The sequence below is a fragment of the Staphylococcus sp. HMSC063A07 genome, from assembly GCF_001836955.1.
Lineage (GTDB): Bacteria > Bacillota > Bacilli > Staphylococcales > Staphylococcaceae > Staphylococcus > Staphylococcus lugdunensis.
Map to the genome: position 1 here is coordinate 1 of NZ_KV830932.1, position 25,489 is coordinate 25,489.

Sequence of the window (25,489 nt, forward strand, 5' to 3'; positions counted from 1 at the left end):
ATCACTATCGGAATCTGCGTCGCTGTCGGAGTCCGCATCGCTGTCGGAATCTGCGTCACTATCGGAGTCCGCATCACTGTCGGAGTCTGCGTCGCTATCGGAATCTGCATCACTATCGGAATCCCCCGGTTGATCCGGTATTACAGGTTTATCTATACCGTCACCATTACCACTTCCTGCATGATATTCTACTTCATTATCCCATGCCATAGAAACTCTAGTGAAATTAGAATCGTAACCATATAATGTAGAACGTAAATACAAATTGCCATTACTATTCGGATCAACATGACCATTAATAACAACTACGTATGGAGAATTAATTTGATCATCTTCAGTATTAAAGTTGATTTGATATATTCCTTTTTCAGGGAAAGTAATTTTGACGTCACTTGTAACATCTTCATAATTTGATGGATCAACATAATAGCTGTCTGTTAGATGCGCTTTTTCTTTAACTTTATAAACTTTTATTGATGTATTCTGCTCATCTATAATTACATTACTATTGGTACCCGGTATTGAACCGCCTCTTAAATAAGGATCCACTACAGTATCACTACTAGGATTTACATATACGGTTTGTCTATATGTGTTATTCACCTTATCAATTTGATCAATAGTTCCTTTGATTGACAAGTTACGAAACTCTCCATACTTTTCATAATCAACTGTCACAGTTTTCTTTGCAGTTGTTTGGCCAATAGATGTCTCTAAATTCACTTTACCCGTATGTGTTACATTTTTAGGATCAATATACCCAGGAATTGATATCTGTCCTGTAATATTATTTTTATTTGTTACATAATCTGTAAACGTATAAATTAAATTTCCTTCTTCATCGATTGTCCCAGTAGCTAATATTTGGTCACCTGCCATAATATTAGGTGCTTTAGCAGTAGCTGTTACACCATTTAAGTTTAATGCTTGAGGAATAGTAATTTTAATACTATCTCCTGCTTGAACATCATCTGGGGCTTGGAAACGATAATTTAAATTTACATATTCTGCTTTATGTGGGTAAATCGTATCTGCCGCTTCAATTGTCGCTGTTACATTTGAGAGTTTATTCGATATGTCTGAAGTCTGAGTAACGTTATTATCTGTATTTGTTGCTTCAACTTTTGCTAATCTTCTTACTTGATGATTATTGTTGTATGTTACTGTGGATGTATTTAGGTGACTGTTACGTGGTTGATTTGAAGACTGATTGTCATTGGTTGCTACTTGGGATAATACGTTGTTATTACCATCTTGCTTATAATTTGTTTTGGTTTGTGTTGTTGCATCATTGTTTTCCTGAGTTGTTTGATTGCTAGTAGTTGTATCTTGTTTCGTTGCAGGTGATACATCGGTGGATGTATTTAAAGTAGAGTTATTGTCTAGTGCTTCAGTGGCTTTATTTACTGTACGATGGCTGTCGCTTATTTCATTTATTGCTTGTGCCTCGCTATTTACATTGTCAGACTGAGTTATTTGTTTGTTCTGCGTTGTTGCTTCCTGATTTGATATTTCATTATTATAATTATTATCATCTTGAGTGTCACCAGTAGCATCATTATTATGCTGTATTTGTTGTTTTGACAAATTACGCTCCACTTCTTCAGCTTCAGCTTCTTTAGTCATTAACATTGTCAGACCAATAATACTACCTACCAGTATGGATGATACGCCAAATTTATGCTTCCGAATTGAAAACTTTTCTTTGTTAGTTTCATTTAATCTCTCCTTTGATTGATATGATTATGCCCCTAATTTAAACGTGTACTAATAATTGTATTATTTATAGAATAAGACTTTAATTAACGTTTATGCAATAAGATAGCATTATACAGGCAAATTTCAATAAAATCAATTATTAAGTTTTTGAATATACACAAAAATGACTCATTTTACACTATCACATAAAATGAGCCATTTCCAAAATTTAAATTTGAATAAGCAAAATATTTAATAAAGGTAAGACAAACATAAAACTATCGAAACGATCTAAAATACCACCATGTCCTGGTAAAATTCTTCCTGAATCCTTTGCACCAAAGTGTCTTTTAAAACCAGACTCAACTAAATCTCCAAGTTGACCAAACATACTTAATATAATGGTGATGAGCAAGATGAGCCAAATATTCATGTTAAAATCCACAAAGAATATCATAACTAACGGCACGATTAAACTGCTAAATAATCCTCCAATAAAACCTTCAATTGTTTTATTTGGACTGATAACCGGCCATAATTTATGCTTTCCTAATAATTTCCCAAAAATATATGCACCTGTATCTGTAAGCCAAACAACTAAGAATGCATAGAGTATGAAATGTAAACCTTCTGAACGCGTTTCATAAAAATACATGAAACCAATGCCTACATAGGCAACTGACATTAAACAAAATGCTGCATCCATAAAACTAAATCGATTCTTTGATAAAACAGTATAGCTTAATAAGATAAAACTCATTGCAATTAAACTTCTAAGTTGAATCATTTGAACCCATGCTCCCGCATCTTGCGGTAACATGATAATTATTAAAGCAATAGCACTAAAAATGCCTGGAATAGATAAAAACTTTATCATATTCATATTGAGCAATTCTTTCAGCGCAATCAACGCTAATAAGAATGCAAATAACATGAGAATAAATCCACCCTTTAATAAAATGGGCAGAAATATAAGTAATGCAATAATTGCCGTCAGTGTTCTAACTTTCATAAAAGACTCCTTACTATAATCCTCCAAACCGTCGTTGGCGAGATTGATATATTTTTATGCACGATTTCAATTCTTGCTCATCAAAATCCGGCCATAACTTTTCATTAAAAATAAATTCACTGTATGAAACCTGCCAAATTAAGAAATTACTGATCCGTTGTTCTCCAGAAGTTCGAATTAATAATTCAGGTTCTGGATATGATTTAGTCATTAAATGACTTGAAATCATATTTTCATTAATACTTTCTTCATCTAAACCTTGAGCTTGAAGTTCTTTATAAATTGCTTTCACACTATGTACAATTTCTGCTCTCCCACCATAGTTAATCGCAAAAATTAATCTTAATCCTGTATTATGTTCTGTTTTAATTTTGGCTTCATTAATAGCCTTTATCGTAGACTCTGGTAATCCTTCCATAAATCCAATCGTTTCTACTTTAACATTCTTTTCAATCAACTCTGGCAAGAATGTTTTTAAAAAATTAACAGGTAAACTCATAATATAGTTAACTTCACTTTCAGGTCTAGACCAATTTTCTGTTGAAAAAGCGTAAAGTGTTAAATACTTAATACCAAGGTTATTGGCTTCTCTTGTTATTTTTTTGATTGTTTGCATACCTTCATAGTGGCCTTTTATACGCGGCATCTTTCTCTTTTTAGCCCATCGACCATTCCCGTCCATGATAATTGCTACATGTTCAGGTATATTACGCATGTCTAAATCAATATCATCTGTTATCTCAATCTTATTTCTATTTATTAGCTTCTTGAACATGGTCTTTCCTCCGAGCCTGATCATCTCTGTAGTATTATAAATATCATTATATAAGAAATCATCTATCATTTTATCATACTCATTCATGGCATTGAATAAGCAAATAGAAAAACTGTACCAAAGTCTGATGCAATATTTCTCTAAAAAAGGTACATTTCTTGTTAAACCTCAAGTGAAATAACACATACAGCTTGATACAGTTAAGACTCAGACTATTCGTGTTTATATCTAATTTTTGTAATAAATCTGTTGAAATTAGTTTTAAACAGACATAATATCTTTTTCTTTGTCTCCAACTAATTGATCAATTTCTTTGATTGAATCATCAGTTGCTTTTTGTACATCATCACTTTGACTTCTTAAATCATCTTCAGTGATGTCGCCATTTTTTTCATCTTTTTTCAATTGATCATTAATATCACGACGAATGTTACGGATTGATACTTTTGCATCTTCTCCAACTTTTTTAACATCTTTAACTAATTCTTTACGACGTTCTTCAGTTAATGCAGGAACTGTGATACGAATCACTTCTCCATCACTTGTAGGGTTTACACCCAAATTCGCAGCGATAATTGCTCTTTCAATGTCTTTTACCGATGTTTTATCATATGGGGAAATCACCAATAAACGTGCTTCAGGAACATTAATGCTGGCTAATTGTTGTACAGGCGTAGGTGCACCATAATAATCAACTGTCACACCGTTTAAAAGATTAGAGTTTGCTCTACCTGCATTAATATTCGCAAGTTCACGAGATAAATTTTCAATTGATTTGTTCATTCTTGCTTTTGTATCTTTAATTATGTCAGCCATTTTTTTACACCTCAAAGTTTTCGACTATAATATTATATACTTCACTATATATACTATATGCCATTTATTAAAATTTCAATATGATTATTTTGTTATTAACGTACCAATTTTCTCGCCCATTACTGCGCGCTTAATATTGCCTTCTTCCATAATGGAGAATACATTTAATGGAATATTGTTGTCCATACAGAATGACGAAGCAGTAGAATCCATAACTTGTAATCCTTCTTGTAACATTTGAATATGTGTTAAATGTTCATATTTAACTGCATTAGGGTCAACTTTTGGATCAGCAGAATATACGCCATCCACGTTATTTTTGCCCATTAAAATAACATCTGCTTCAACTTCAGCAGCACGTAAAGCTGCGGTTGTATCAGTTGAGAAGTATGGATTGCCGATGCCAGCAGCAAAGATGACTACCCGCTTCTTCTCAAGGTGTCTAATTGCTCGACGTCTAATATAGGGTTCAGCTACTTGTTTCATCTCAATGGATGTTAATACTCGAGTATCACAATCAAGTTGTTCTAAACTATCTTGCAAGGCAAGTGCATTCATCACAGTTGCTAACATACCCATGTAATCTGCTGTACCGCGATCCATACCTAAGTCGCTACCTGTCTTACCTCTCCAAATATTTCCACCACCAACAATGACTGCAATTTCACAATCCATTTTGGCAACTTCAGCTACTTGCTCAGCAACACTTTTAATGATAATTGGATTAATGCCAAAACCTTTTTCACCAGCTAGTGCTTCACCACTTAATTTTAATACGACACGTTTATATTTAGAAGTTTGAGTCATTTTTTTGTCCTCTCCATTAAAAAATATGTAACAGATACAAGTAAAGAAGACACGGTCGCGTCTTCTAAAATAAATATAATCATTTATATTTAGAAAACCTCAAAGGTGCCTTCTTCCTTGTAAACTTTATGACGGGTTATTTCATTTGTCCTTTAACTTCGTCAGCAAAGTTTTCTTCACGTTTTTCCATGCCTTCGCCTACTTCATAACGTACGAAGTCAACAAGTTTTCCACCTTTTGATTTTAAGAAAGCTTCAACTGTTTGATCTGGATCTTTAACGAAGTTTTGATCAACTGCACAAATTTCTTGAAGATATTTACGTAAACGACCTTCGACCATTTTTTCAACGATATTTGCTGGTTTACCTTCATTTAATGCTTGTTGTTTTAATACTTCTCTTTCATGATTGATTTCATCTTCACTAACTTGTTCAGAAGAAACATATTTAGGGTTAATAGCAGCAATGTGCATTGCCACATCTTTAGCTGCTTCTTCATCTGTAGAACCTTCAACTACTGATAATACACCAATGCGTCCACCCATGTGCAAGTACGCACCAAATGCATCGTTATCTGATTTTGATTTTACTGCGAAACGACGGATGCTTAGTTTTTCACCAATTGTTGAGATTGCTTCTTTCATTTTTTCATCAACAGATTGACCGTTTGGTAATTTAGTTTCCATTAATGCATCTACTGACTCAGGTTTAGTATCAAGAATTTGATTAGCAATTTCTTTTACTAATTCTTGGAAACCTTCGTTACGTGCTACGAAGTCTGTTTCAGAGTTAATTTCAACGATAGCTGCTTCATTGCCTTTAACTTCAACATGTACTAAACCTTCTGCAGCGATACGGTCTGCTTTTTTAGCTGCTTTAGCAATGCCTTTTTCACGTAAGTAATCAATTGCTTTATCGATGTCACCATCAGTTTCAGTAAGCGCTTTTTTACAATCCATCATACCAGCGCCAGTTCTTTCGCGTAATTGTTTAACAAGTTTTGCTGAAATTGCCATTCATTATTCCTCCAATATTTTCATTGTAATAATCAATATACTTAAATATTACCATTATTAGTAGTGATATTTCCAATACTCTATTGTCATTTAAATATTTTTTCACTTTACTGCCGACTCAATCAATTTGATTTGAAAAAAAGGTGATAAGCATCACATCTTATCACCCATTTAAACTATTTCTTAGTTTGATTCAACAGAAGTGTTTTCTTCAGTTGTTTCTGCATCTTTAGCTTCTTCTTTTTCATCTAAATCGATGTTTTGCTCTGCAGCTACTTCTTCATTAGATACACCTTGTTGACCTTCTAAGACAGCATCAGCCATTTTACCAGTTAATAATTTAACGGCACGAATCGCATCATCGTTTGCTGGGATAACGTAATCAATTTCATCAGGATCACAGTTAGTGTCAACAATACCAACGATTGGAATATTTAATTTACGTGCTTCAGCAATCGCATTGCGCTCTTTACGAGGGTCAACAACGAATAATGCTTGAGGCATTGATTTCATATCACGGATACCGCCTAAGAATTTGATTAAACGGTCATATTCTTTTTTAAGTTCAACAACTTCTTTTTTAGGTAAAACGTCGAATAAACCATCTTCTTCCATCTTTTCGATTTCAGAGATACGTTTAATACGTTTAGAGATTGTTTTATAGTTTGTTAAGATTCCACCTAACCATCTTTGGTTAACGTAGAATTGTCCAGCACGTTCAGCTTCTGCTTTCACTGATTCTTGTGCTTGTTTTTTAGTACCTACAAATAAGACTTTACCGCCATCTTCAGATACTTGTTTAATGAAGTTATAAGCTTCTTCAACTTTCTTCACTGTTTTTTGTAAGTCAATGATATAAATACCATTTCTTTCAGTGAAGATATACTTTTTCATTTTTGGGTTCCAACGGCGTGTTTGGTGACCGAAGTGAACACCAGCTTCTAACAATTGTTTCATTGAAATAACTGCCATGTTTCATTTCCTCCTGTTTGGTTATTTACCTCCATAACAAACTAATATAAAGACAATCCTCGGATTGCACCCTTTATATATTCATTTATTATGTGTGTATTGGCTTTATAGCCGAAAATTAATATATCATAAATAGTACGTCAAAGCAATACTTGAGTACATATTTTGACATTTTAAATTTATCATATTGTGTATGACTTCCTTACTAATACGTTACTTTATTTATTTCGCTCTAATTCATCAAGAAATTTTTCTTTTTTAACTTTAATAAATGTACCCTTCATTCCTAAGGATCGAGATTCTATGACACCAGCACTTTCAAGTTTACGTAATGCATTGACAATAACTGAACGTGTGATGCCTACTCTATCTGCTACTTTAGATGCGATTAATAATCCTTCATTTCCGCCTAATTCTTCAAAAATATGTTCAATAGCTTCTTTTTCAGAATAAGATAAAGAATTGATAGCCATATTAATTGCTGCTTTATCACGCGCTTCTTTTTCTACTTCATTGTGTTTCTCACGTAAAATTTCCATACCAATGACTGTTGCAGCATATTCTCCTAGAACCAAATCGTTTTCATTAAAGTCATCTTTAACTCGACCTAAAACAAGCGTCCCAAAACGTTCTCCCCCACCTAATATTGGGAAAACAGTTGTTCTGCTATTAATAAATGTTTCTCTATCTTCTGGTGGGAAAACAGTCAACACGTTGTCTATATCTATATTAGATTGTGTTTGTTTTACTTCCATAAGTTGCTCTGTATATTCTTCTGGGATATGTTTGCTTTCTAACATTTGATTAATGCGTTCGCTTTTTAATAACTCATTTAAACTTGAACCTAATATCTTACCTCTTCGTGATACTATAAATACATTGGTTACAGTCACGTTACTAATCGTTTGTGCAACATCTTTAAAATCAACTGCAATACCTTTATGTTTTTGTAATAATGTGTTTAACTCTCTCGTTTTCGATAATAAGCTCATAATTTTTCTCCTTTATATATATTATAAAATAAATGCACTTAAATCTTTGTTTGTTGAAATAGACTTCAATTTTTCATCCACGTATTGCGGTGTAATATCGACGACTGCATTAGGCATATTTGGTGCTTCAAATGATAAATCTTCAAGCATTTTTTCTAAAATTGTGTGTAAGCGACGTGCACCAATATTATCCGTATCTTGATTAACTTGATACGCAATTTCTGCCAATTTCGTAATTGCTCCATCTGTAAAGTTAACAGTTACTTCCTCAGTTTTCAATAATGCTTCATATTGTTTAACTAATGAAAGTTTAGGTTCAGTTAATATACGATAGAAATCATTAACCGTTAAACTTTCGAGTTCTACTCTAATTGGAAAGCGTCCTTGTAATTCTGGAATCAAATCGCTAGGTTTAGAGACATGAAACGCGCCAGCACCAATAAAGAGCATATGTTCAGTATTAACAGTACCATATTTAGTTTGAATCATGCTACCTTCAAGTATTGGTAAAATATCTCTTTGGACGCCTTGACGAGAAACATCTTGGCCACTACTTTGATTATTTGTAGCTACTTTATCAATTTCATCAATGAAGATAATCCCCATCTGTTCTGCAAGTTCTATTGCTTCTTGATTGGCTGTTTCTTGGTCGATAAGTTCATCGGCAAAATCATCGGCTAGAATATTTCTTGCTGTTTTTACTGGCACTTCTCGTTCAACCTTTTTCTTAGGCATCAACTGATTCATCATGTCCTGCATTTGTTGATTTTGATTTGTACCAAGCATTCCTAAGGCCCCAGGATCTTGCTCTACTTTAATGCGCACCTTTTCGTCTTCGAGTTTTCCTGCTAGCAATTGCTGTCTTATTTCAGAGCGTTTAGTTTTAATTTCTTCTGTTGGTGGTTCTTCCTCATCTTCTTGGTTATTTCCAAAATTTGGAATGGCACCACCAAAAAGATTTTCTAAAGGATTATTGCCTTGTGCTGCTTTCTTCTTCATACTTGGAACTAGCAATTTAACTAATTTATCATTTGCTTTGGCCACAGCTTCATCTTTAACCATGGCTTTCTTTTGATTTTTAACTAATCTAACTGCTACGTCTACTAAATCTCTGACCATGCTTTCAACATCGCGTCCCACGTAGCCAACTTCAGTAAATTTTGTTGCTTCTACTTTGATAAACGGGGCACCAACAATTTTAGCCATGCGCCGAGCAATTTCCGTTTTACCCACACCAGTTGGCCCAATCATTAAAATATTTTTAGGCGCGATTTCTTGTTTTGTTTCTTCATCTAATAAACTTCGTCTGTAGCGATTTCTTAAAGCAATGGCTACTTTTCTTTTAGCATCATCTTGACCGACGATGTATTCATTAAGTTGAGAAACAATATCTTTGGGTGTAAGTTTAATCCCATTTGTATCCATTTTGTTACCTCCATCAATTTAACTCAAATCATGTGTAGTATTATTTTTATAGTGTTTCAACAATGATATTATCATTAGTAAAGACGCAAATGTCAGATGCTACTTTAAGACTTTCATAAGCCATTTCTTTAGCAGACAAATGTGCTGCATGGCGTTTTAATGCGCGACCAGCACTTAATGCGTAATTGCCACCTGAACCAATCGCAATAATGTCATCATCAGGTGCAATAACTTCTCCTGTACCACTCACCACTAAAATGCCACTTTTATCCACAACAATCAACATTGCCTCTAATTGGCGTAGTTGTTTATCACCACGCCATTCTTGGGCAAGCTCAACAGCTGCACGTTCTAAATTACCGCTAAATTGTTGTAATTTAGTTTCGAATTTTTCAAATAAGGTAAAGGCATCCGCGACACTTCCAGCAAATCCTGCTAAAACTTTATCATCATATAACCGTCTAACTTTTCGTGCTGTTTGTTTCATGATGACTTGTTGCCCTAGCGTCACTTGGCCATCCCCAGCCATTGCTGCTTCACCATTATGTCTTACAGCATATATTGTTGTTGCATGTATTGATGTACTCATTTAATTACGCTCCTTTTTTGCTCTAGGATGAGCATTTAAATACACTTTTCGTAATTGATCTTTTGAAACATGTGTATATCGTCCTGTCGTCGATAAATTAACATGTCCTAATAAAGACTGAACTGTCCGTAAATCTGCGCCTTGATTAAGCAAATGCGTTGCAAAGGTATGGCGTAGTTTATGAGGGTGTATGTCTGTAACACCCGCCGTACGTTTTACAATATCATTTAACACATAGCGCACACCACGTTCAGTTATCGGTTGTCCATTCATATTTACTAATAAAAATGGATGGTCATTCTGTTTTACAGGACCAAATTCTAATAAGTATTGTTCTATGCTTTGCTTACAAAACTCTCCAAAAGGAAGAAAACGCTCTTTGCTCCCTTTTCCTAGCACTTTAACTCCTGGCAATGTTAAATCAATGTCCATTTTCTTAATATGGACAAGTTCTGAAACACGCATTCCAGTAGAATAAAGCAATTCTAATATTACTCGATCACGTAATCCCTTTTTAGCATCGTGTAATACCGTTTCAAAAAGTGCATCCATTTCTGCCTCATAAAAAAATTGTGGTAAGTACTGCTCTTTTTTAGGGTGTACTAACTGCACAAATGGATTAATAACAGTTTCGTCCTGTGTCATCCAATATTCATAGAACGAACGCAACGTCGAAATTTTGCGTGAAACTGTTGTTCTTTTCAAATTTTTATTATACAAGTAGCTCAAGTAATTTCTAGCATCTTTATATTCAAACGTTGATAAAGTCAACATCTCTTGTGCTAAAAATTCATTGAATTGCATCAAATCATCATGATAGGACTTAATCGTATGGTCGGAGAAATTTCTTTCTACTTTTAACATATATAAAAACGCTTTCTGAATCTCGTTCAACAAAAATCCCCTCCATCATATGCATTGTAGCATATTACATGAAGGGGGCTAAAATAATTTGATATTTTATTCAAAATTTTTTGAGAATTTGTCAAAATTAGTTTACAATTTAAGACTTGTTTTTGTATAAATTATAATGTTTTTTTATACTTTTCAAGATATTCTAATGCACGGTTTGCAAGTGTTTCATACCGCTCTTTTTTATCTTTTATACGCTTTTCAAGCACCGGCAATAAGCCAAAATTAGCATTCATTGGTTGGAAGTTTTTGTCATTTTTCGCATGCGAAATATAATAAGCCATGCTACCAATCATCGTTTCTCTAGGGAAAATCACTTCACCTTTTGCAAGTAATTTATGTGCTAAATTGACGCCAGCAACAAGACCACTCGCCGCACTTTCAACATATCCTTCAACACCAGTCATTTGACCAGCAAATTGTATGTGTTCATTCCCAATAAGTTCATATTTTTCATTGAGTACATCCGGCGAATTAATAAAAGTATTTCTATGCATTACACCATATCTTACAATTTCAACATTTTCTAATCCTGGAATTAATTGAATAACCTCTTTTTGTGCGCCCCATTTCAAATGCGTTTGGAACCCTACAATATTGTAGAGCGTTCCTGCGGCATCATCTTGTCTGAGTTGCACAACTGCAAATGGGCGTTTCCCAGTCTTAGGATCTTCTAACCCAACCGGCTTCATTGGACCAAATAGTAATGTTTTACGCCCACGTTCTGCCATAACTTCAAATGGCATACATCCTTCAAAATATTTTTCTTTCTCAACTTCATTAACTGGCGCAACTTCTGCTGCTAATACCGCATCATAAAAACGGTTGAATTCTTCTTCAGTCATCGGACAATTTAAATAAGCAGCTTCACCTTTGTCATAACGTGATTTTAAGTATACTTTGTCCATATCAATTGAATCTTTTTCAATGATAGGTGCAGCAGCATCATAAAAATAAAGTTGATCTTTACCAGTTATATTAACGATTTCTTGCGCTAAACTTGAAGTTGTCAATGGTCCGGTGGCAATAATTGAATGCCCGTCAGGAATTTGTGTTATTTCTTCATTTAATACAGTTACATTGGGATGACTGCGTAATGCGTCGGTAACATAACCAGCAAAATCATGTCTATCTACTGCTAATGCACCCCCAGCAGGGACTTTAGCCTGATCCGCTGCTTTAATTATTAACGAATCAAGCCTTCTCATTTCTTCTTTTAACACGCCTACCGCATTTGTTAATGCATTTCCACGTAAAGAATTGGAACACACGAGTTCAGCAAATTTATCTGTATGATGCGCTGGTGTTTGTTTCACTGGTCTCATCTCTATTAAATTGACATTAATCCCGCGTTGGGCTAATTGATACGCAGCTTCAGAACCTGCAAGTCCAGCACCAATCACATTGACTGTTTGTGTCATTTCAATCCTCCTATTTTAGCCATACTTTATTTTAAGGCTTTATTGATAATACTATTTTTGAGCTTCTTCTTGATAATCACAATTAGAACAAACTACTTGACTACTGCGTCCTTTTTTCTTCTCTACTAAATAATGCTCACATTTTGGACAGTCTCTTCCAATTGGTTTATCCCATGAAATAAAATCACATTCTGGATAATTAGAACAACCATAAAATATGCGATTTTTCTTAGATTTTCTTTCAACAACATCGCCTTTTTTACAAGTTGGACATGTAACACCAATTGTTTTAACAATCGCTTTAGTGTTACGGCAATCTGGAAAATTAGAACATGCCATAAATTTGCCATAACGCCCCATTTTAATGACCATTGGAGACCCACATACTTCACAATCCTCGCCAGCAGGTTCATCTTTAATTTCTATTTTTTCCATTTCTTTTTCTGCTCTAGCGACATCTAGTTTAAAACTATTATAAAAGTCATCAATAACCTTGCGCCACTTCATATCGCCTTCCGCAATTTTGTCTAATAATGTTTCCATATTAACTGTAAATTCAACATCAATGATTTCAGGGAAGTATTCTTTCACTTGTTCATAGACAATTTCACCTAATTCTGTAGGCACAAAACGCTTACTATCTAATTTGACATAGTTACGTTTTTGGATTGTATCTATTGTTGGCGCATATGTTGAAGGTCGACCAATTTTTAATTCTTCTAACGTTTTGACTAATCTAGCTTCGGTATAACGTGGAGGTGGTTGAGTAAAGTGTTGTGCTGGCTCTATTTGAGTTGCAGTAACTTTATCTCCTTCTTTAAGATTTGGCAATTTATTTTCTTTATCATTTTCTTTATCGTCTTTTGCTTCTACGTATAATGTCATAAAGCCTTTAAATTTAATCGTTTGACCGTTCGCTCTAAATTTAATGTCATTTTGCGTTACATCTAAGGCAACGGTATCAAGTATCGCTGGGGCCATTTGGCTTGCAACAAAACGTTCCCAAATTAATTTGTACAAACGATGTTGATCTCTTGATAAATATGATTTCATTTCATTAGGCGTACGCATTGCACTTGTAGGACGAATTGCTTCATGGGCATCTTGGTCCCCCTGTTTACCTTTGGCTTGACGCTTAGATACATAATTGCTGCCATAATTCTCTGTAATATATGATTTAGCTTCATTTTTAGCAGCGTCTGATATTCTAGTAGAATCTGTACGCATATATGTGATTAAACCAACAGTACCTTGCCGTTTTAAATCTATACCTTCATATAATTGTTGTGCAATCATCATTGTTTTACGCGCTTTGAAATTTAATTTACGCGCTGCTTCTTGTTGCAATGTTGAAGTTGTAAAAGGTTGTGCTGGATTTCTAGTTTTTTCCTTTTTATTCACATTTGTTATTTCAAACTGGTCACCATCTAATTTAGCAGTTATTTTATTAACGTCATCTTTGTTTTGTAATTTAAATGGTTTATTTTTATAATGTAAAAATTTAGCCGTGAATTTGGATTTTTGATATCTAAATTCACCTTCAATTGTCCAATATTCTTCTGGTTTGAAATTGCGAATTTCATTTTCACGGTCTATGACTAATCTTAAAGCAACAGACTGTACACGCCCTGCTGACAATCCTTTTTTTACCTTTTTCCACAATACAGGTGAAATGTTATATCCTACAAGTCGATCTAAAATACGTCGTGCTTGTTGCGCATCAACTAAATCCATTTCAATATCTCGTGGATGTTTAAAGCTTTCTTTCACCGCATCTTTTGTAATTTCATTAAATACGACTCTATTTTCTTTTGAATCTTCAAGTTCTAATATGTTTGATAAATGCCAAGCAATCGCTTCACCTTCACGGTCGGGGTCACTAGCAAGAAAAACCTTTTTAGCTTTTTTCGCATGTTTCTTTAATTCCTTTACTACCGGCCCTTTACCGCGTATCGTTATATATTTCGGTTCAAAGTTATCATCAACATCCACGCCCATTTGGCTACGTGGTAAGTCACGTACGTGTCCCATTGAAGCGATAACTTTATATTTTTTACCTAGATATTTTTCAATGGTTTTTGCTTTTGCAGGCGATTCAACAATGACTAAATTATCTGCCAAAGTGATTTCCCCCTCGCTGAACTAATTACTAAAGATAAATGATAAACGCTTAATTTTGTTTTTGTCAATCTTTTAATGTTCTATTTTTCATTTTATAACGATATTGTTAAAAAAATTGCATAAATTAAGATACTATATTTTTTCTATCTGAGCACACATTATTTAATAATTTCAAAAAACTTTATTAATATCATAATCCATTAAAATATCTTCAGCTCCTGTAACAATACACGCTCCTTCTCGTGCACGATATAAATTACCTTGTGTAAGTGGATTAAATAGATCTCCTGGAAGAACATAAACATTTCTATTTTGGTCAAGTGCATGTGCGATTGTAATCTGACTACCACTACGTTTTTCAGCTTCGGTAATCAGTACACCTTTAGAAATACCGCTTATTAAGCGATTTCGTTGTGGAAAATGATATTTCGTTACTGGTTCGAAAGGTAAATATTCACTGATTGATAAGTGATGTGCTTCAATTTTTTGACGTAAAATATATGTTTCTTTAGGATAATGTGCGAGATGTCCAAATCCAAGTACTGCAATTGTCGCATGATGGTGTTGTATAGCTAATTCGTGTGCCATGCTATCGGCTCCTTTAGCTAAACCTGAAACAATCGTGAAGCGACGATTAAATTGGCTAAATAAAAAGTCTAAAGCTTTGTAGGAATAACTTGTGGCTTTACGAGAACCGACAACGGCTAATGTAGTGTTTGAATTAAGGAGTGAAATATCACCACGATAAAATAGGATTGGTGGAAAATCATAAATTTCTTTTAATAAGGTAGAATAACATTGGCTATTGATAGTGATAAATTTGACAGAGGCATCGTATAATGATGTTAAAATATAATCTTCAGAAATCCGTTTGTATTGTGCAGCTATGTCTCCGAACCATTTTTTAATTTCTGTCTTCGATAATAAATTAAGTAAATCATACTCTGAAAATGATAAAAAGTTAGGGTACGCATGTATAAGCCGTTGAAATTGAGGCGCTTGTATGCCACTATAACGTAATTTTAATAAAACAATATCGTCCACTAGGCCACTTCCTTTTTTACTCATTATAACTTGCCAATGCAACAATCTATATCTCAATTGTTTAACAATTCTAGCTTTAATTTAATCTAATTGAAACGAGTAAAAATGCTTATTTCTATATCAGTTTCTTCTATATAAATGACTGATTGTGATGCATCTACATAAAATAAACAGTCTAAAAATAAAAGTAACAGATTAAAATTGTGATGCCAAAACCTTTTCTTCAATATTATCTCCACAATATAGTTAATATGATATGAAACATCATTTGAAAGTATTAAAATTGAAGTTTCTATTGGCAGCCTATATTGACTCTTATTCATAAAACACCTCATTCATTTAGTTTATAAATGAGACAAAAAGGCCTTATTTAAAGGGGCCCCAACAGAGAGAATTTCGAAATGAAATTCGACAAACAAAGCAAGTTGGGGTTCGGCTATCTTCTATACAAGTCGATAATTCAAAGTATTGTAAATAAAGAAGAACCTAAAACATAATGATTGTGCTTTAGGCTCTTAACTCCATATTGGCAGTAGTTGACCGGATTGAAAATGCGCTTATAATAAGCTTATTTTAATTCTAGTCCATTTTATAAATTATCCTATTTTCTTAAATAGAATTTATACAACCATGGTCGCAAAGGCTTAATGAAATCACCAATATATTCCTCTACAAACGCATTAAAGCCTTTTTTAAATTGTTGCACACCATAATCCTCCGCCTGTGAACTAAAATCACCTGTTATACCATAAAAATTATAACGATGAATATGATGAGACTTGGCAAAACAAATCATATCCCATTGTAAACGATATGCCCCCATATATTGGTTATATTTAGGATTTGAACCACTTGATAAATAATACATCTCATGATTGTTATAGACATATAATGCAGCTGCTAAATCAAGAATATTACCATCTTCCTGTTGTAAATCTTGAGTTTTAGCAATATTTTTATCGATACTCGCTAATTGTTGTGTTAACTGTTGATATTTTGTTTTACTTTTCTTAGAATTTGGATTAATTTCTAAAGTTTCTTTTACATCGTTTAATAATACTATTAATTTTTGTCGTTGTTTTTCAAGCCGCGTCAAATACTCAGCTAAATTGATATACGCTAATTTAATACATCCATTGTCATGATAAATCTTTTGCATTTCTTCAAAGTATGACTCTTCTCTGAAATTGAAGCCATGTTTTTCTTCAGCCATTTTAAACAATCGATAAAATCTATCCGTCTCTTCTATAGGTAAGGTAATGACTTCAACACCCATTTCAAAGGTTTTGTTAATATTACGTCTTGTTTGATACGACATTTCTTTTAACAATTGATCTTCAGATTTTTGTTGTAAATTAAGTACTGAATGCCATCTAATTTGGCTCATATCGGAGTATCCAACGCTAAAACCTTGATGTTCATATCCTAAACGATGCATCGTATCAATCAACTTTTCATTGTTATACGTATGAATAATTTCCCCCTCTGCATTACGAATATTTTCTAAAATATAAGGGTCAATAAGAACAAATAAACCACGCTGTTTCTTTAGGTAGCGCGTAAGATGCTTAAAGAAAAATTTAACAAGTGATAAGTCATTATAATCCATCACAGGTCCACGATGACTATAAAAATATTTAAATATTTTGAGTACCCGTGCTTCTGTTAATAGACATGCTGCTATAACTTCCCCATAAATATTTTTCACACCAACGAGATGAACCCCTTTATGCTGCTGCTTACGATATTCATATAGTTGTATTGATTGAGTATAATGTGAGAAGTGTTTTGATACATAGGTATTAAACTCCTCACAAGTCAAAGTTGTAAAATTCATTGTTCCCTACCTTTTATGCTTTTTTGTATGGTCTGATGAAATACATATCATAATCATAGTTATGAACTACCTTATGTGCGATATCAGCTCTTCTAGAATCACCACCATACCAGTTTTGATCTAAACTTTGAAATTTCATTAGTTTTCCATCATAATTGCCATTTAAAACTATCGCAGTATGACCAAAGCCTCCACCATATCGACCACTAAAAACAGTAACATCTCCTAGTTCTGCTTTAAAAGTAGGTGTATTTCTATATACCGTAGCTTCTCCTCTAAAGTTATTTGCAAAAGGTATATCTTTTGCTCCATATCCACGTAAGCCATGACCATATAAGTGATTCCAATAAACATTAACTAAATCAAAACATTGGTTACCATATGCACCATCAAAGTCCCAGCCTTTATAAGCTAAACTATTCAAATAATTAAGTGTACTAGAGCTATTATTTCTTCTATTGGTATTAGTACTAGAATTATTGCTTGAAATGAAAGGAACTTTCAAAACTTGCCCTATTAATATAAAATTAGGATTTTTAATATTATTTAATTTTTGTATTTTGGAAACAGTTGTATTAAATTTTTTTGCGATAGCTCCTAAATAATCTCCTTTTTTCACAACATAATTTTGAGTTCTTTCATTATAGTTTTCAGCAGATCTAAAACCGACTAAGCCACTATTACTAAATGTTTTATTCAACAATTGTTTTTGCGGTTTTTCTTTTGAATCTTTAGATTTAGTTATTTTGATATTAGTATTATTTCTATCTTTTCTATTTAAATAATCATTGGATAATTTAAATTTATTATTCTTTGTCGTCTTTTGATTATGTTTCGAGTCGCTATAATTCACTATAATATTTCTTTTTTTAGTTTTATTACCTATTAAATTTCCTTTTTTATTTTCATTATTAAAAACAGAAATTTTATTGTTAATAGTTTCTTTATAGCTTGCTTTATCGTCTACAGATTTTAGTGAATTTTTTTCAACTAAATTAATTGTATTATTTACATTAATATTCTTTTGACTATTTACAGTTTCTTCTGCTGCCCATGCATGATTTAATTCTCCTATCATTAGAAAACTAGCAAAAAAAATTAAGCTAGTTATCAATACTTTGGGATTGATAACTTTTTTACAATATAGTTGTTGTCTTTCCATGATGATCTACCTTCTTGTTAATATTGTTTACAATATTATAATATCACTTTAAGATATATAATCAACTTTGTAGTTTGTATATGTGACAAAAATAAAATCTAAGTATTACTCTTTAAGATTAAATGCCCAACAAAAAAACAGATAGATGGCTTATTAGTCATCTATCTGCTAATCAAATATTATCTTTATTAGACAGTTATTTATCTATTGTTAATAATTGTTCATAAATGCCTGCTTCTTTAGCAGCTGCAATTAATGTTGTACCAATTTCAGATGGTGTATCAGCTGTTTTCACGCCACAGCTATTTAATGTTTTAATTTTTTCAGCTGCAGTTCCTTTTCCTCCTGAAATAATTGCACCAGCATGTCCCATACGTTTTCCTGGAGGGGCCGTTTGACCACCAACAAAACCAACAACTGGTTTAGTCATATTTGCTTTAATCCATTCTGCTGCTTCTTCTTCCGCAGTACCACCGATTTCACCAATCATAACAACCGCTTTAGTTTCTTCATCATCATTAAATGCCTTAAGTACATCGATAAAGTTTGTTCCATTAACTGGGTCACCACCAATGCCTACAGCAGTTGTTTGACCAATACCTTCTTCAGTTAATTGATGAACTGCTTCGTAAGTTAATGTCCCAGACCGTGATACGACACCAACATGACCTTTTTTATGAATATAGCCTGGCATAATACCAATTTTACATTCATCAGCAGTAATAACGCCTGGACAGTTTGGTCCTACTAAACGTGTTTTTCTGCCTTCTAAATATCGTTTCACTTTGACCATATCCACTACAGGAATATGTTCCGTGATACAGATTACCATATCTAAATCGGCATCTGCTGCTTCTAAAATAGAGTCTGCTGCAAATGGAGCTGGTACGTATACTACAGATACGTTAGCACCTGTCTCTTGTTTAGCTTCAGCTACAGTGTTATATACTGGTACGCCTTCAACAACTTGTCCACCTTTACCTGGTGTTACCCCTGCGACAATTTGTGTACCATAATCAAGCATTTGTTTTGTATGGAAAAGGGCAGTAGACCCTGTAATACCTTGCACCATTACTTTAGTATTCTTATCTATAAATACACTCATCTTAGTGTTCCCATCCTTTCCTTACGCTTCTTTAACAAGCTTAACAATTTTTTGAGCACCTTCAGCCATAGTAGCTGCTGGCTCGATTGCTAAACCTGAATCATTTAAAATCTCTTTACCGCGTTCAACATTCGTACCTTCTAAGCGCACAACTAATGGTAAAGTTAATTCTACTTCTTTCACTGCTGCTACAATACCTTCTGCAATAACGTCACATTTCATAATTCCTCCGAAAATGTTTACAAAGATACCTTTAACATTGTCATCACCTAAGATAATTTTAAAAGCTTCAGTAACTTTTTCTTTCGTAGCACCGCCACCTACGTCTAGGAAGTTAGCTGGATTTCCACCAAAATGATTAATTGTATCCATTGTTGCCATTGCTAAACCAGCACCGTTAACCATACAACCGATATCTCCATCTAATGCGATGTATGATAAGTCATATTTAGATGCTTCGATTTCTTTTGGATCTTCTTCTTCTAAATCACGCAATTCTTGAATATCTTTATGTCTGAATAATGCATTATCATCAAAGTTAATTTTAGCATCTAAAGCTAATACTTCACCGTCTCCAGTTATTACCAACGGGTTAATTTCCACAATAGAACAATCTTTTTCTACAAATACGTTATATAAAGAAATTAAAAATTTTGCAGCTTTGTTGATAGATTCTTTAGGAATATTAATATTAAATGCAATTCGACGCGCTTGGTAAGGCGATAAACCTACCACTGGGTCAATCGTTTCTTTAAAGATTTTTTCTGGTGTTGTTGCAGCTACTTCTTCAATTTCAGTACCGCCCTCTTCAGAAGCCATTAAAGTGATACGATCGGTTGCACGGTCAATAACAAAACCGACATAATACTCTTTTTGAATATCGCAACCTTGTTCTATATATAAGCGTTTCACTTCTTTACCTTCTGGACCAGTTTGATGCGTTACCAATTGTTTACCTAATAATTCATTTGCGTATGTTTCAACTTCAGAAAGTGATTTAGCAATTTTAACACCACCTGCTTTACCTCTACCCCCAGCGTGGATCTGTGCTTTAACCACATATACATCTGAATTTAATTCTTTCGCTTTTTCCACCGCTTCTTTAGCAGTAAATGCGACACGTCCTTCTGGAACAGCTACGCCCATAGAACGAAATATTTCTTTACCTTGATACTCGTGGATATTCATCTTCCATCCTCCTGTTTCTTAGGTTAAGTTCTACTCAATTATAAAAAATGAAAGCGCTATTGTAAACTGTAAGTCATTTACTTTTTGCAATTTATTTAAAATTCTAATAATTATAACATAGATTTAACTGGTTCAAAGGTTCTTCGGTGTATAGGTGTGACACCATATTGTTTTAAACCTGCTAAATGTGCTTTTGTACCATATCCTACATTTTTATCAAATCCATAATATGGATATACTTGTGCGTAGTCACGCATTAAATGATCACGATATTCTTTTGCCATAATACTCGCTGCAGCAATGGATACACTTTTGGCATCTCCTTTGATGATAGCTGTTTGTGAAATCGTACTATCTATTGACATTGCATCAATTAATAAATGTGTTGGACGAACTTGTAGTTGATTAATAGCACGTTGCATCGCTACTTGCGTTGCTCTATAGATGTTTAATTGATCAATTTCAGCTGCTGAAGCAATTCCATAGGCATAACCCCTAACATTAGCCATTAAATCTTGATTCAGCTGTGCTCTATTAACCGCCGAAACTTTCTTTGAATCATTTAATCCTAAATAATGATGATTTGCATTTAAAATAACCGCACATGCAACTACTGGCCCAGCTAATGGACCTCGACCTACTTCATCGATACCACATATTATAGCGTCTGGTTGTTGCTGCAATATTTCTTGTTCATACTTCATCATTCTTTGATAATCCTGCTCTAACTTTAACTCTTTTTCAAGTTGGCGCTGTCTAACACGAATTGCTTGCTTTACACCTTTACGTTCATCAAGGTGTAAAGCATGATTTGAAAGTGCTTCTAATGTTGTTACCTTATTTAACTGAGCTTTAGCTTCTTTAATCGTTATTTTCATGTGCAATATCCCTTTTCATTTCTGAATATAAATCAAAACAGTAGGTACCCATTTTGGCATTACGTAAATCATTAATGAGCAATTCAATTACCGCTTCATAATCGACCTCGTTCCCTTTTTGTAATAATCCTCGACGCCGTCCAATTGCATCAAACCATTCCAAAATTGCTGCGTCTTCTTCTACAGAAATATGATAATGTTGGCGCAGTGTTTCGATATCATGTTGGATAAGAAAATTAAGTACGAAGATAGCTACATCATCTAAATGTACAATACTATCTTTGATTGCACCTGTTAAGCTGAGCTTTTTACCTACAAGTTCATCTTCAAATTTTGGCCATAAAATACCTGGTGTATCAAGTAATTGCAATACTTTTCCAACTTTAATCCATTGTTGTTGCTTTGTAACACCTGGTTTATTACCTGTTTGCGCAATATTTTTGCGCGCGAGTTTATTAATTAATGTCGATTTCCCTACATTGGGTATGCCTACAATCATTGCCCTTATTGCTCTTGGTTTAAGACCTTTAGCTTGTTCTTTCGCAAATTTATCTTTGGTTGCTTCGATCGCTGCTGCTTCAACGCCTTTTAAATTTTTACCATGTTTTGCATCTACAGCAACTGGATAGAATCCTTGTTCAACAAAATAGTGTTCCCACTTTGACATTTCTTTTAAGTTAGTCATATCTTTTTTGTTTAAAATAACCACACGTGGCTTTTGTTTGATGACATCATCTATCATTGGATTTCTTGAGCTATATGGTATTCTTGCATCTACTAATTCAAACACCACGTCTACTTTTTTTAGTTGTTCCGTCACTTCCCTTTTTGCTTTTGCCATGTGTCCTGGATACCATTGTATTGCCATCATTGTCACCTTACTTCCTATGTATTGTTAACTGTTTGATTAAACTGTATATTCACAGTGCTTCCCAACATTGAGAAAGAATTTATGTCAACTATCACTTTTATTTTATAGAATTTAACTGTAATAGTAAAAATTTAATGTTATGTTTAAATGCATATTGCTAAGTACAAATACTTTTCATCGTAACCAGCATCCCCTACAATTTAAACAGAGTCACAAAAAGACAATAACAAATTGACTTAATCGAGGCTAAGTTATGACAAAAAAGTTACTCATGATTATGCTATTTTTAACACTTGCTATTATTGGACATACATATATTCTTTACCGCTTCATTCACGATGGTATTTTGTTTACTGGTCCAAATGATGGCATAGAACAAATGATTCCAATGCAAATGTATCTATATGACAAATGGAGTCAAGGTCAATTTTTCTATGCTACTGACTTTGGTCTAGGAGGAGACTTTTTTAGCGATTTAAGTTACTATTTTTCAACTAATTTATTGTTCATTATAAATGCCATCATAATATATATTACTAACTTAATAGTATCGTTACCTACCGGAAATGTTACTTTTTGGACCATAAATGCAATTGTTATATCAATTGTCAAAGCTACAATTGCGATGCTTGTTACATATTTATTTAGTATGCGAATTGTTAAACATCGAGTGAACAGTAGTTTAATTGCTTTTCTCTTTGTTATGTCACCATTGTATTATCGTTTTACTGTCTATTGGCCATTCTTTAGTGATGTATTTATCGGATTACCTTTATTACTTTATGCAATCGAACACATGCTACAACAAAAAAAGATAGGTCTGTTAATTTTAGCCATTACCATCATCATGATAAATAACTTTTATTTCGCCTATTACTTTTTACTCATTGGTGCAGGTTATTTGCTTATTCGCATCACCTTTCCACATAAAGATGATAGGATGAAACGCATAACAGCTTTATGGCTATCTGTATTGTGCGCGTTTCTAGGTTTAGCTAATGCCTTATTTATGTTTTATTATAGTGCTCAAAGTTATATTAACAATCGCCGTATTCCGTATAAAGATCATGTTCCTGTATTCGAATCTTTAAATATTAATAATAATATCTTTATTGACAATTACTTAATCATCTTGTTATTTATCACGATACAAGCATTGCTAACATTTAAGCTATATAAGCACTATTATTTTAGACTTTTTGCATTTTTAACGTGTATTACTATCCTTTTTAATTTTATGCCTATCGTAGATCAAATATTTAATGGTTTTTCGGCACCGCAAAAACGTTGGCATTTTTTACTAGCGTTTAATTCTGCGATGGTTATCGGACTGTTTATAAAATATTTTAGTACAATTCGTTTAAAAACGTATATATGGACAAATATTGTAGCACAATCAGCTGTTTTTATTAGCGTCATTGTTTATCATCAATATGTCCCTTGGTTAGTTTTAGTGCCCATAGTTTCTTTGATTGGACTATTCACTTTAATCATAAAAGATGCTACATCACGTTTAATAATAAAGCAGATTTATGTATTTTCCATTATTTCATTAAGTATTCTTGTTTCTGCTGTTTTTATTAAAAATCAAATTTATTTTAAAGATCACGAACAGCGTGCGAATAATATGTATATCCATTCTAGCCTATACAATTCTGAGTTACAACAGCAGCTTTTATCATATATGACACATACAAAAGAGCCATGGGAGCGTATTGATTGGCGTGTCAATGAGCAAGATAATACACCTATGTATCAGAAGTTTAAAGGCTTAAGTCTGTATTCAAGTATTTTTCATCATAATATTTTAGATTTATATTATGATAACTTGAAAATTAATTTAGCTGAAGAATCATTAAGTCGTTATCAATCTACTAATGGACGTCAAAATATTGCAAGTTTATTCTCTGTTCGTTATATGATGTTAAAAGACTATCAAAATAATTTACCTGCCTATTTTCAAAAGATAAAATCAAGTGGACAATATGCCATATATGAAAATAAATTGAATTTACCTGCAGTGAAAGTGACCAACCATCTTTATAATGACCAGTCAATAAAAACTTCGATTGATAGAGAACATGCCATGTTAGATGGTGTCATTGTACATAATGGTGGAAACAATTATCGTAAGCACAGTAAAAATTTATTAAATAAAGTTTCACAATCATCCCAACATATTCAATGCTTATCTAATAAACATATAAAAGTAAACAGCCAACAAGGTGGCATGATTAAATTACATGTACCCAAATCAATACGTCAACACTACACTGATTTTTATCTCACTATGTATATTAAACGTGGTCAACCCGATAGTAATTATAGTGTAGCTATCAATGGTTATGTTAATCACAGGTTGTATAATCAATCTACGTATCGCACAGGCGTCAATACACAATTGTATCGCACGCAACCTGATGAGAATGGTAATATTAGCATTCAGCTCACACCTTCTGGTACATTTGATATGAAGTTAATTTCGTTACATGGTGAAAATTATCATAAGTTAGTTCAGACGCATCGTCAAGCTAATTTTGACCATCGTTATCAAGATATTCACGATGGCGTTCGTATTACTTTAGCTCCACATTTACAAGGAATGGCGGTTGTTAATATACCTTATCGTAAAGGTATGATGGCGTATGTAGATGGTAAACGTATCAATCCAATCAGAGTAAACACCATGATGACAGGTATTCCTGTTAAGAAAAGTACAACTTCAATTATCATTAAATATTTACCACCACATTGGATAGTCATGCTGCTGTTATCATCAATAAGTATCCTTTGTAGCATAATGATCACACGTATTTTCACTAAAAAAAGGAAAGATGAGGAATAACGTG

General features: G+C 33.4%; 20 protein-coding genes and 1 pseudogene. 1 reads left to right on the forward strand and 20 read right to left on the reverse strand.

The window, feature by feature from the left end; genetic code table 11:
• From fbl to ylqF, 20 genes and pseudogenes are all read right to left on the reverse strand, one after another.
• Positions 1-1,713 (reverse strand): annotated as a pseudogene (gene fbl, locus HMPREF2597_RS09985) (MSCRAMM family fibrinogen-binding adhesin Fbl); the annotation flags it as partial.
• Between the two features lie 214 nt (positions 1,714-1,927).
• Positions 1,928-2,710: a phosphatidate cytidylyltransferase gene (locus HMPREF2597_RS09990; protein ID WP_012990864.1), complete on the reverse strand. Its 783-nt coding sequence runs from the start codon at positions 2,708-2,710 to the stop codon at positions 1,928-1,930.
• A 13-nt stretch (positions 2,711-2,723) separates the two neighbouring features.
• Positions 2,724-3,485 carry an isoprenyl transferase gene (locus tag HMPREF2597_RS09995; protein WP_002478281.1) on the reverse strand — a complete coding sequence of 254 codons (762 nt, stop codon included), beginning with the start codon at positions 3,483-3,485 and terminating at the stop codon, positions 2,724-2,726.
• Positions 3,486-3,746: 261 nt separating this feature from the next.
• The gene (gene frr, locus HMPREF2597_RS10000) at positions 3,747-4,301 is read right to left on the reverse strand and encodes a ribosome recycling factor (RefSeq protein WP_002459286.1); all 555 of its coding nucleotides are present in this window, start codon (positions 4,299-4,301) and stop codon (positions 3,747-3,749) included.
• 84 nt (positions 4,302-4,385) lie between these two features.
• Complete coding sequence (pyrH, locus tag HMPREF2597_RS10005) at positions 4,386-5,108, reverse strand: UMP kinase (protein ID WP_002459287.1); 723 nt, start codon at positions 5,106-5,108, stop codon at positions 4,386-4,388.
• 136 nt (positions 5,109-5,244) lie between these two features.
• On the reverse strand, positions 5,245-6,123 hold the full coding sequence (gene tsf, locus HMPREF2597_RS10010) for a translation elongation factor Ts (RefSeq protein ID WP_002459288.1): 879 nt from the start codon (positions 6,121-6,123) through the stop codon (positions 5,245-5,247).
• A gap of 183 nt (positions 6,124-6,306) precedes the next feature.
• Positions 6,307-7,095 carry a 30S ribosomal protein S2 gene (gene rpsB, locus HMPREF2597_RS10015; RefSeq protein ID WP_002459289.1) on the reverse strand — a complete coding sequence of 263 codons (789 nt, stop codon included), beginning with the start codon at positions 7,093-7,095 and terminating at the stop codon, positions 6,307-6,309.
• A gap of 218 nt (positions 7,096-7,313) precedes the next feature.
• Positions 7,314-8,087: a GTP-sensing pleiotropic transcriptional regulator CodY gene (gene codY, locus HMPREF2597_RS10020; protein ID WP_002459290.1), complete on the reverse strand. Its 774-nt coding sequence runs from the start codon at positions 8,085-8,087 to the stop codon at positions 7,314-7,316.
• Positions 8,088-8,108: 21 nt separating this feature from the next.
• On the reverse strand, positions 8,109-9,512 hold the full coding sequence (gene hslU / locus HMPREF2597_RS10025) for an ATP-dependent protease ATPase subunit HslU (RefSeq protein ID WP_002478282.1): 1,404 nt from the start codon (positions 9,510-9,512) through the stop codon (positions 8,109-8,111).
• A gap of 46 nt (positions 9,513-9,558) precedes the next feature.
• The gene (hslV, locus tag HMPREF2597_RS10030; protein ID WP_002478283.1) at positions 9,559-10,101 is read right to left on the reverse strand and encodes an ATP-dependent protease subunit HslV; all 543 of its coding nucleotides are present in this window, start codon (positions 10,099-10,101) and stop codon (positions 9,559-9,561) included.
• On the reverse strand, positions 10,102-10,995 hold the full coding sequence (gene xerC / locus HMPREF2597_RS10035) for a tyrosine recombinase XerC (protein WP_002459293.1): 894 nt from the start codon (positions 10,993-10,995) through the stop codon (positions 10,102-10,104).
• 131 nt (positions 10,996-11,126) lie between these two features.
• On the reverse strand, positions 11,127-12,434 hold the full coding sequence (gene trmFO / locus HMPREF2597_RS10040) for an FADH(2)-oxidizing methylenetetrahydrofolate--tRNA-(uracil(54)-C(5))-methyltransferase TrmFO (protein WP_070817292.1): 1,308 nt from the start codon (positions 12,432-12,434) through the stop codon (positions 11,127-11,129).
• A gap of 51 nt (positions 12,435-12,485) precedes the next feature.
• Positions 12,486-14,561, reverse strand: a complete 2,076-nt coding sequence (gene topA, locus HMPREF2597_RS10045) for a type I DNA topoisomerase (RefSeq protein ID WP_176746553.1) — start codon at positions 14,559-14,561, stop codon at positions 12,486-12,488.
• Between the two features lie 165 nt (positions 14,562-14,726).
• On the reverse strand, positions 14,727-15,599 hold the full coding sequence (gene dprA / locus HMPREF2597_RS10050; protein ID WP_012990865.1) for a DNA-processing protein DprA: 873 nt from the start codon (positions 15,597-15,599) through the stop codon (positions 14,727-14,729).
• Between the two features lie 601 nt (positions 15,600-16,200).
• Complete coding sequence (locus tag HMPREF2597_RS10060) at positions 16,201-17,436, reverse strand: aminoacyltransferase (protein ID WP_002478287.1); 1,236 nt, start codon at positions 17,434-17,436, stop codon at positions 16,201-16,203.
• Between the two features lie 13 nt (positions 17,437-17,449).
• Positions 17,450-18,598, reverse strand: a complete 1,149-nt coding sequence (locus tag HMPREF2597_RS10065) for a CHAP and LysM peptidoglycan-binding domain-containing protein (RefSeq protein WP_002478288.1) — start codon at positions 18,596-18,598, stop codon at positions 17,450-17,452.
• A gap of 196 nt (positions 18,599-18,794) precedes the next feature.
• Entirely contained in the window at positions 18,795-19,703 is a 909-nt protein-coding gene (sucD, locus tag HMPREF2597_RS10070) for a succinate--CoA ligase subunit alpha (protein WP_002478289.1), read from the reverse strand.
• 21 nt (positions 19,704-19,724) lie between these two features.
• Positions 19,725-20,891, reverse strand: a complete 1,167-nt coding sequence (gene sucC / locus HMPREF2597_RS10075) for an ADP-forming succinate--CoA ligase subunit beta (protein WP_070817293.1) — start codon at positions 20,889-20,891, stop codon at positions 19,725-19,727.
• Between the two features lie 110 nt (positions 20,892-21,001).
• Positions 21,002-21,769, reverse strand: a complete 768-nt coding sequence (locus HMPREF2597_RS10080) for a ribonuclease HII (RefSeq protein WP_002478291.1) — start codon at positions 21,767-21,769, stop codon at positions 21,002-21,004.
• Positions 21,753-22,637 carry a ribosome biogenesis GTPase YlqF gene (ylqF, locus tag HMPREF2597_RS10085; RefSeq protein WP_002478292.1) on the reverse strand — a complete coding sequence of 295 codons (885 nt, stop codon included), beginning with the start codon at positions 22,635-22,637 and terminating at the stop codon, positions 21,753-21,755. Before ylqF ends, HMPREF2597_RS10080 begins: the two co-directional genes overlap by 17 nt.
• 256 nt (positions 22,638-22,893) lie before the next feature.
• Between ylqF and HMPREF2597_RS10090 the strand changes: the two genes are divergently transcribed.
• Positions 22,894-25,485, forward strand: coding sequence for a YfhO family protein (locus HMPREF2597_RS10090; RefSeq protein WP_002478293.1), 2,592 nt, complete (start codon positions 22,894-22,896; stop codon positions 25,483-25,485).
• Positions 25,486-25,489: the final 4 nt, after the last annotated feature.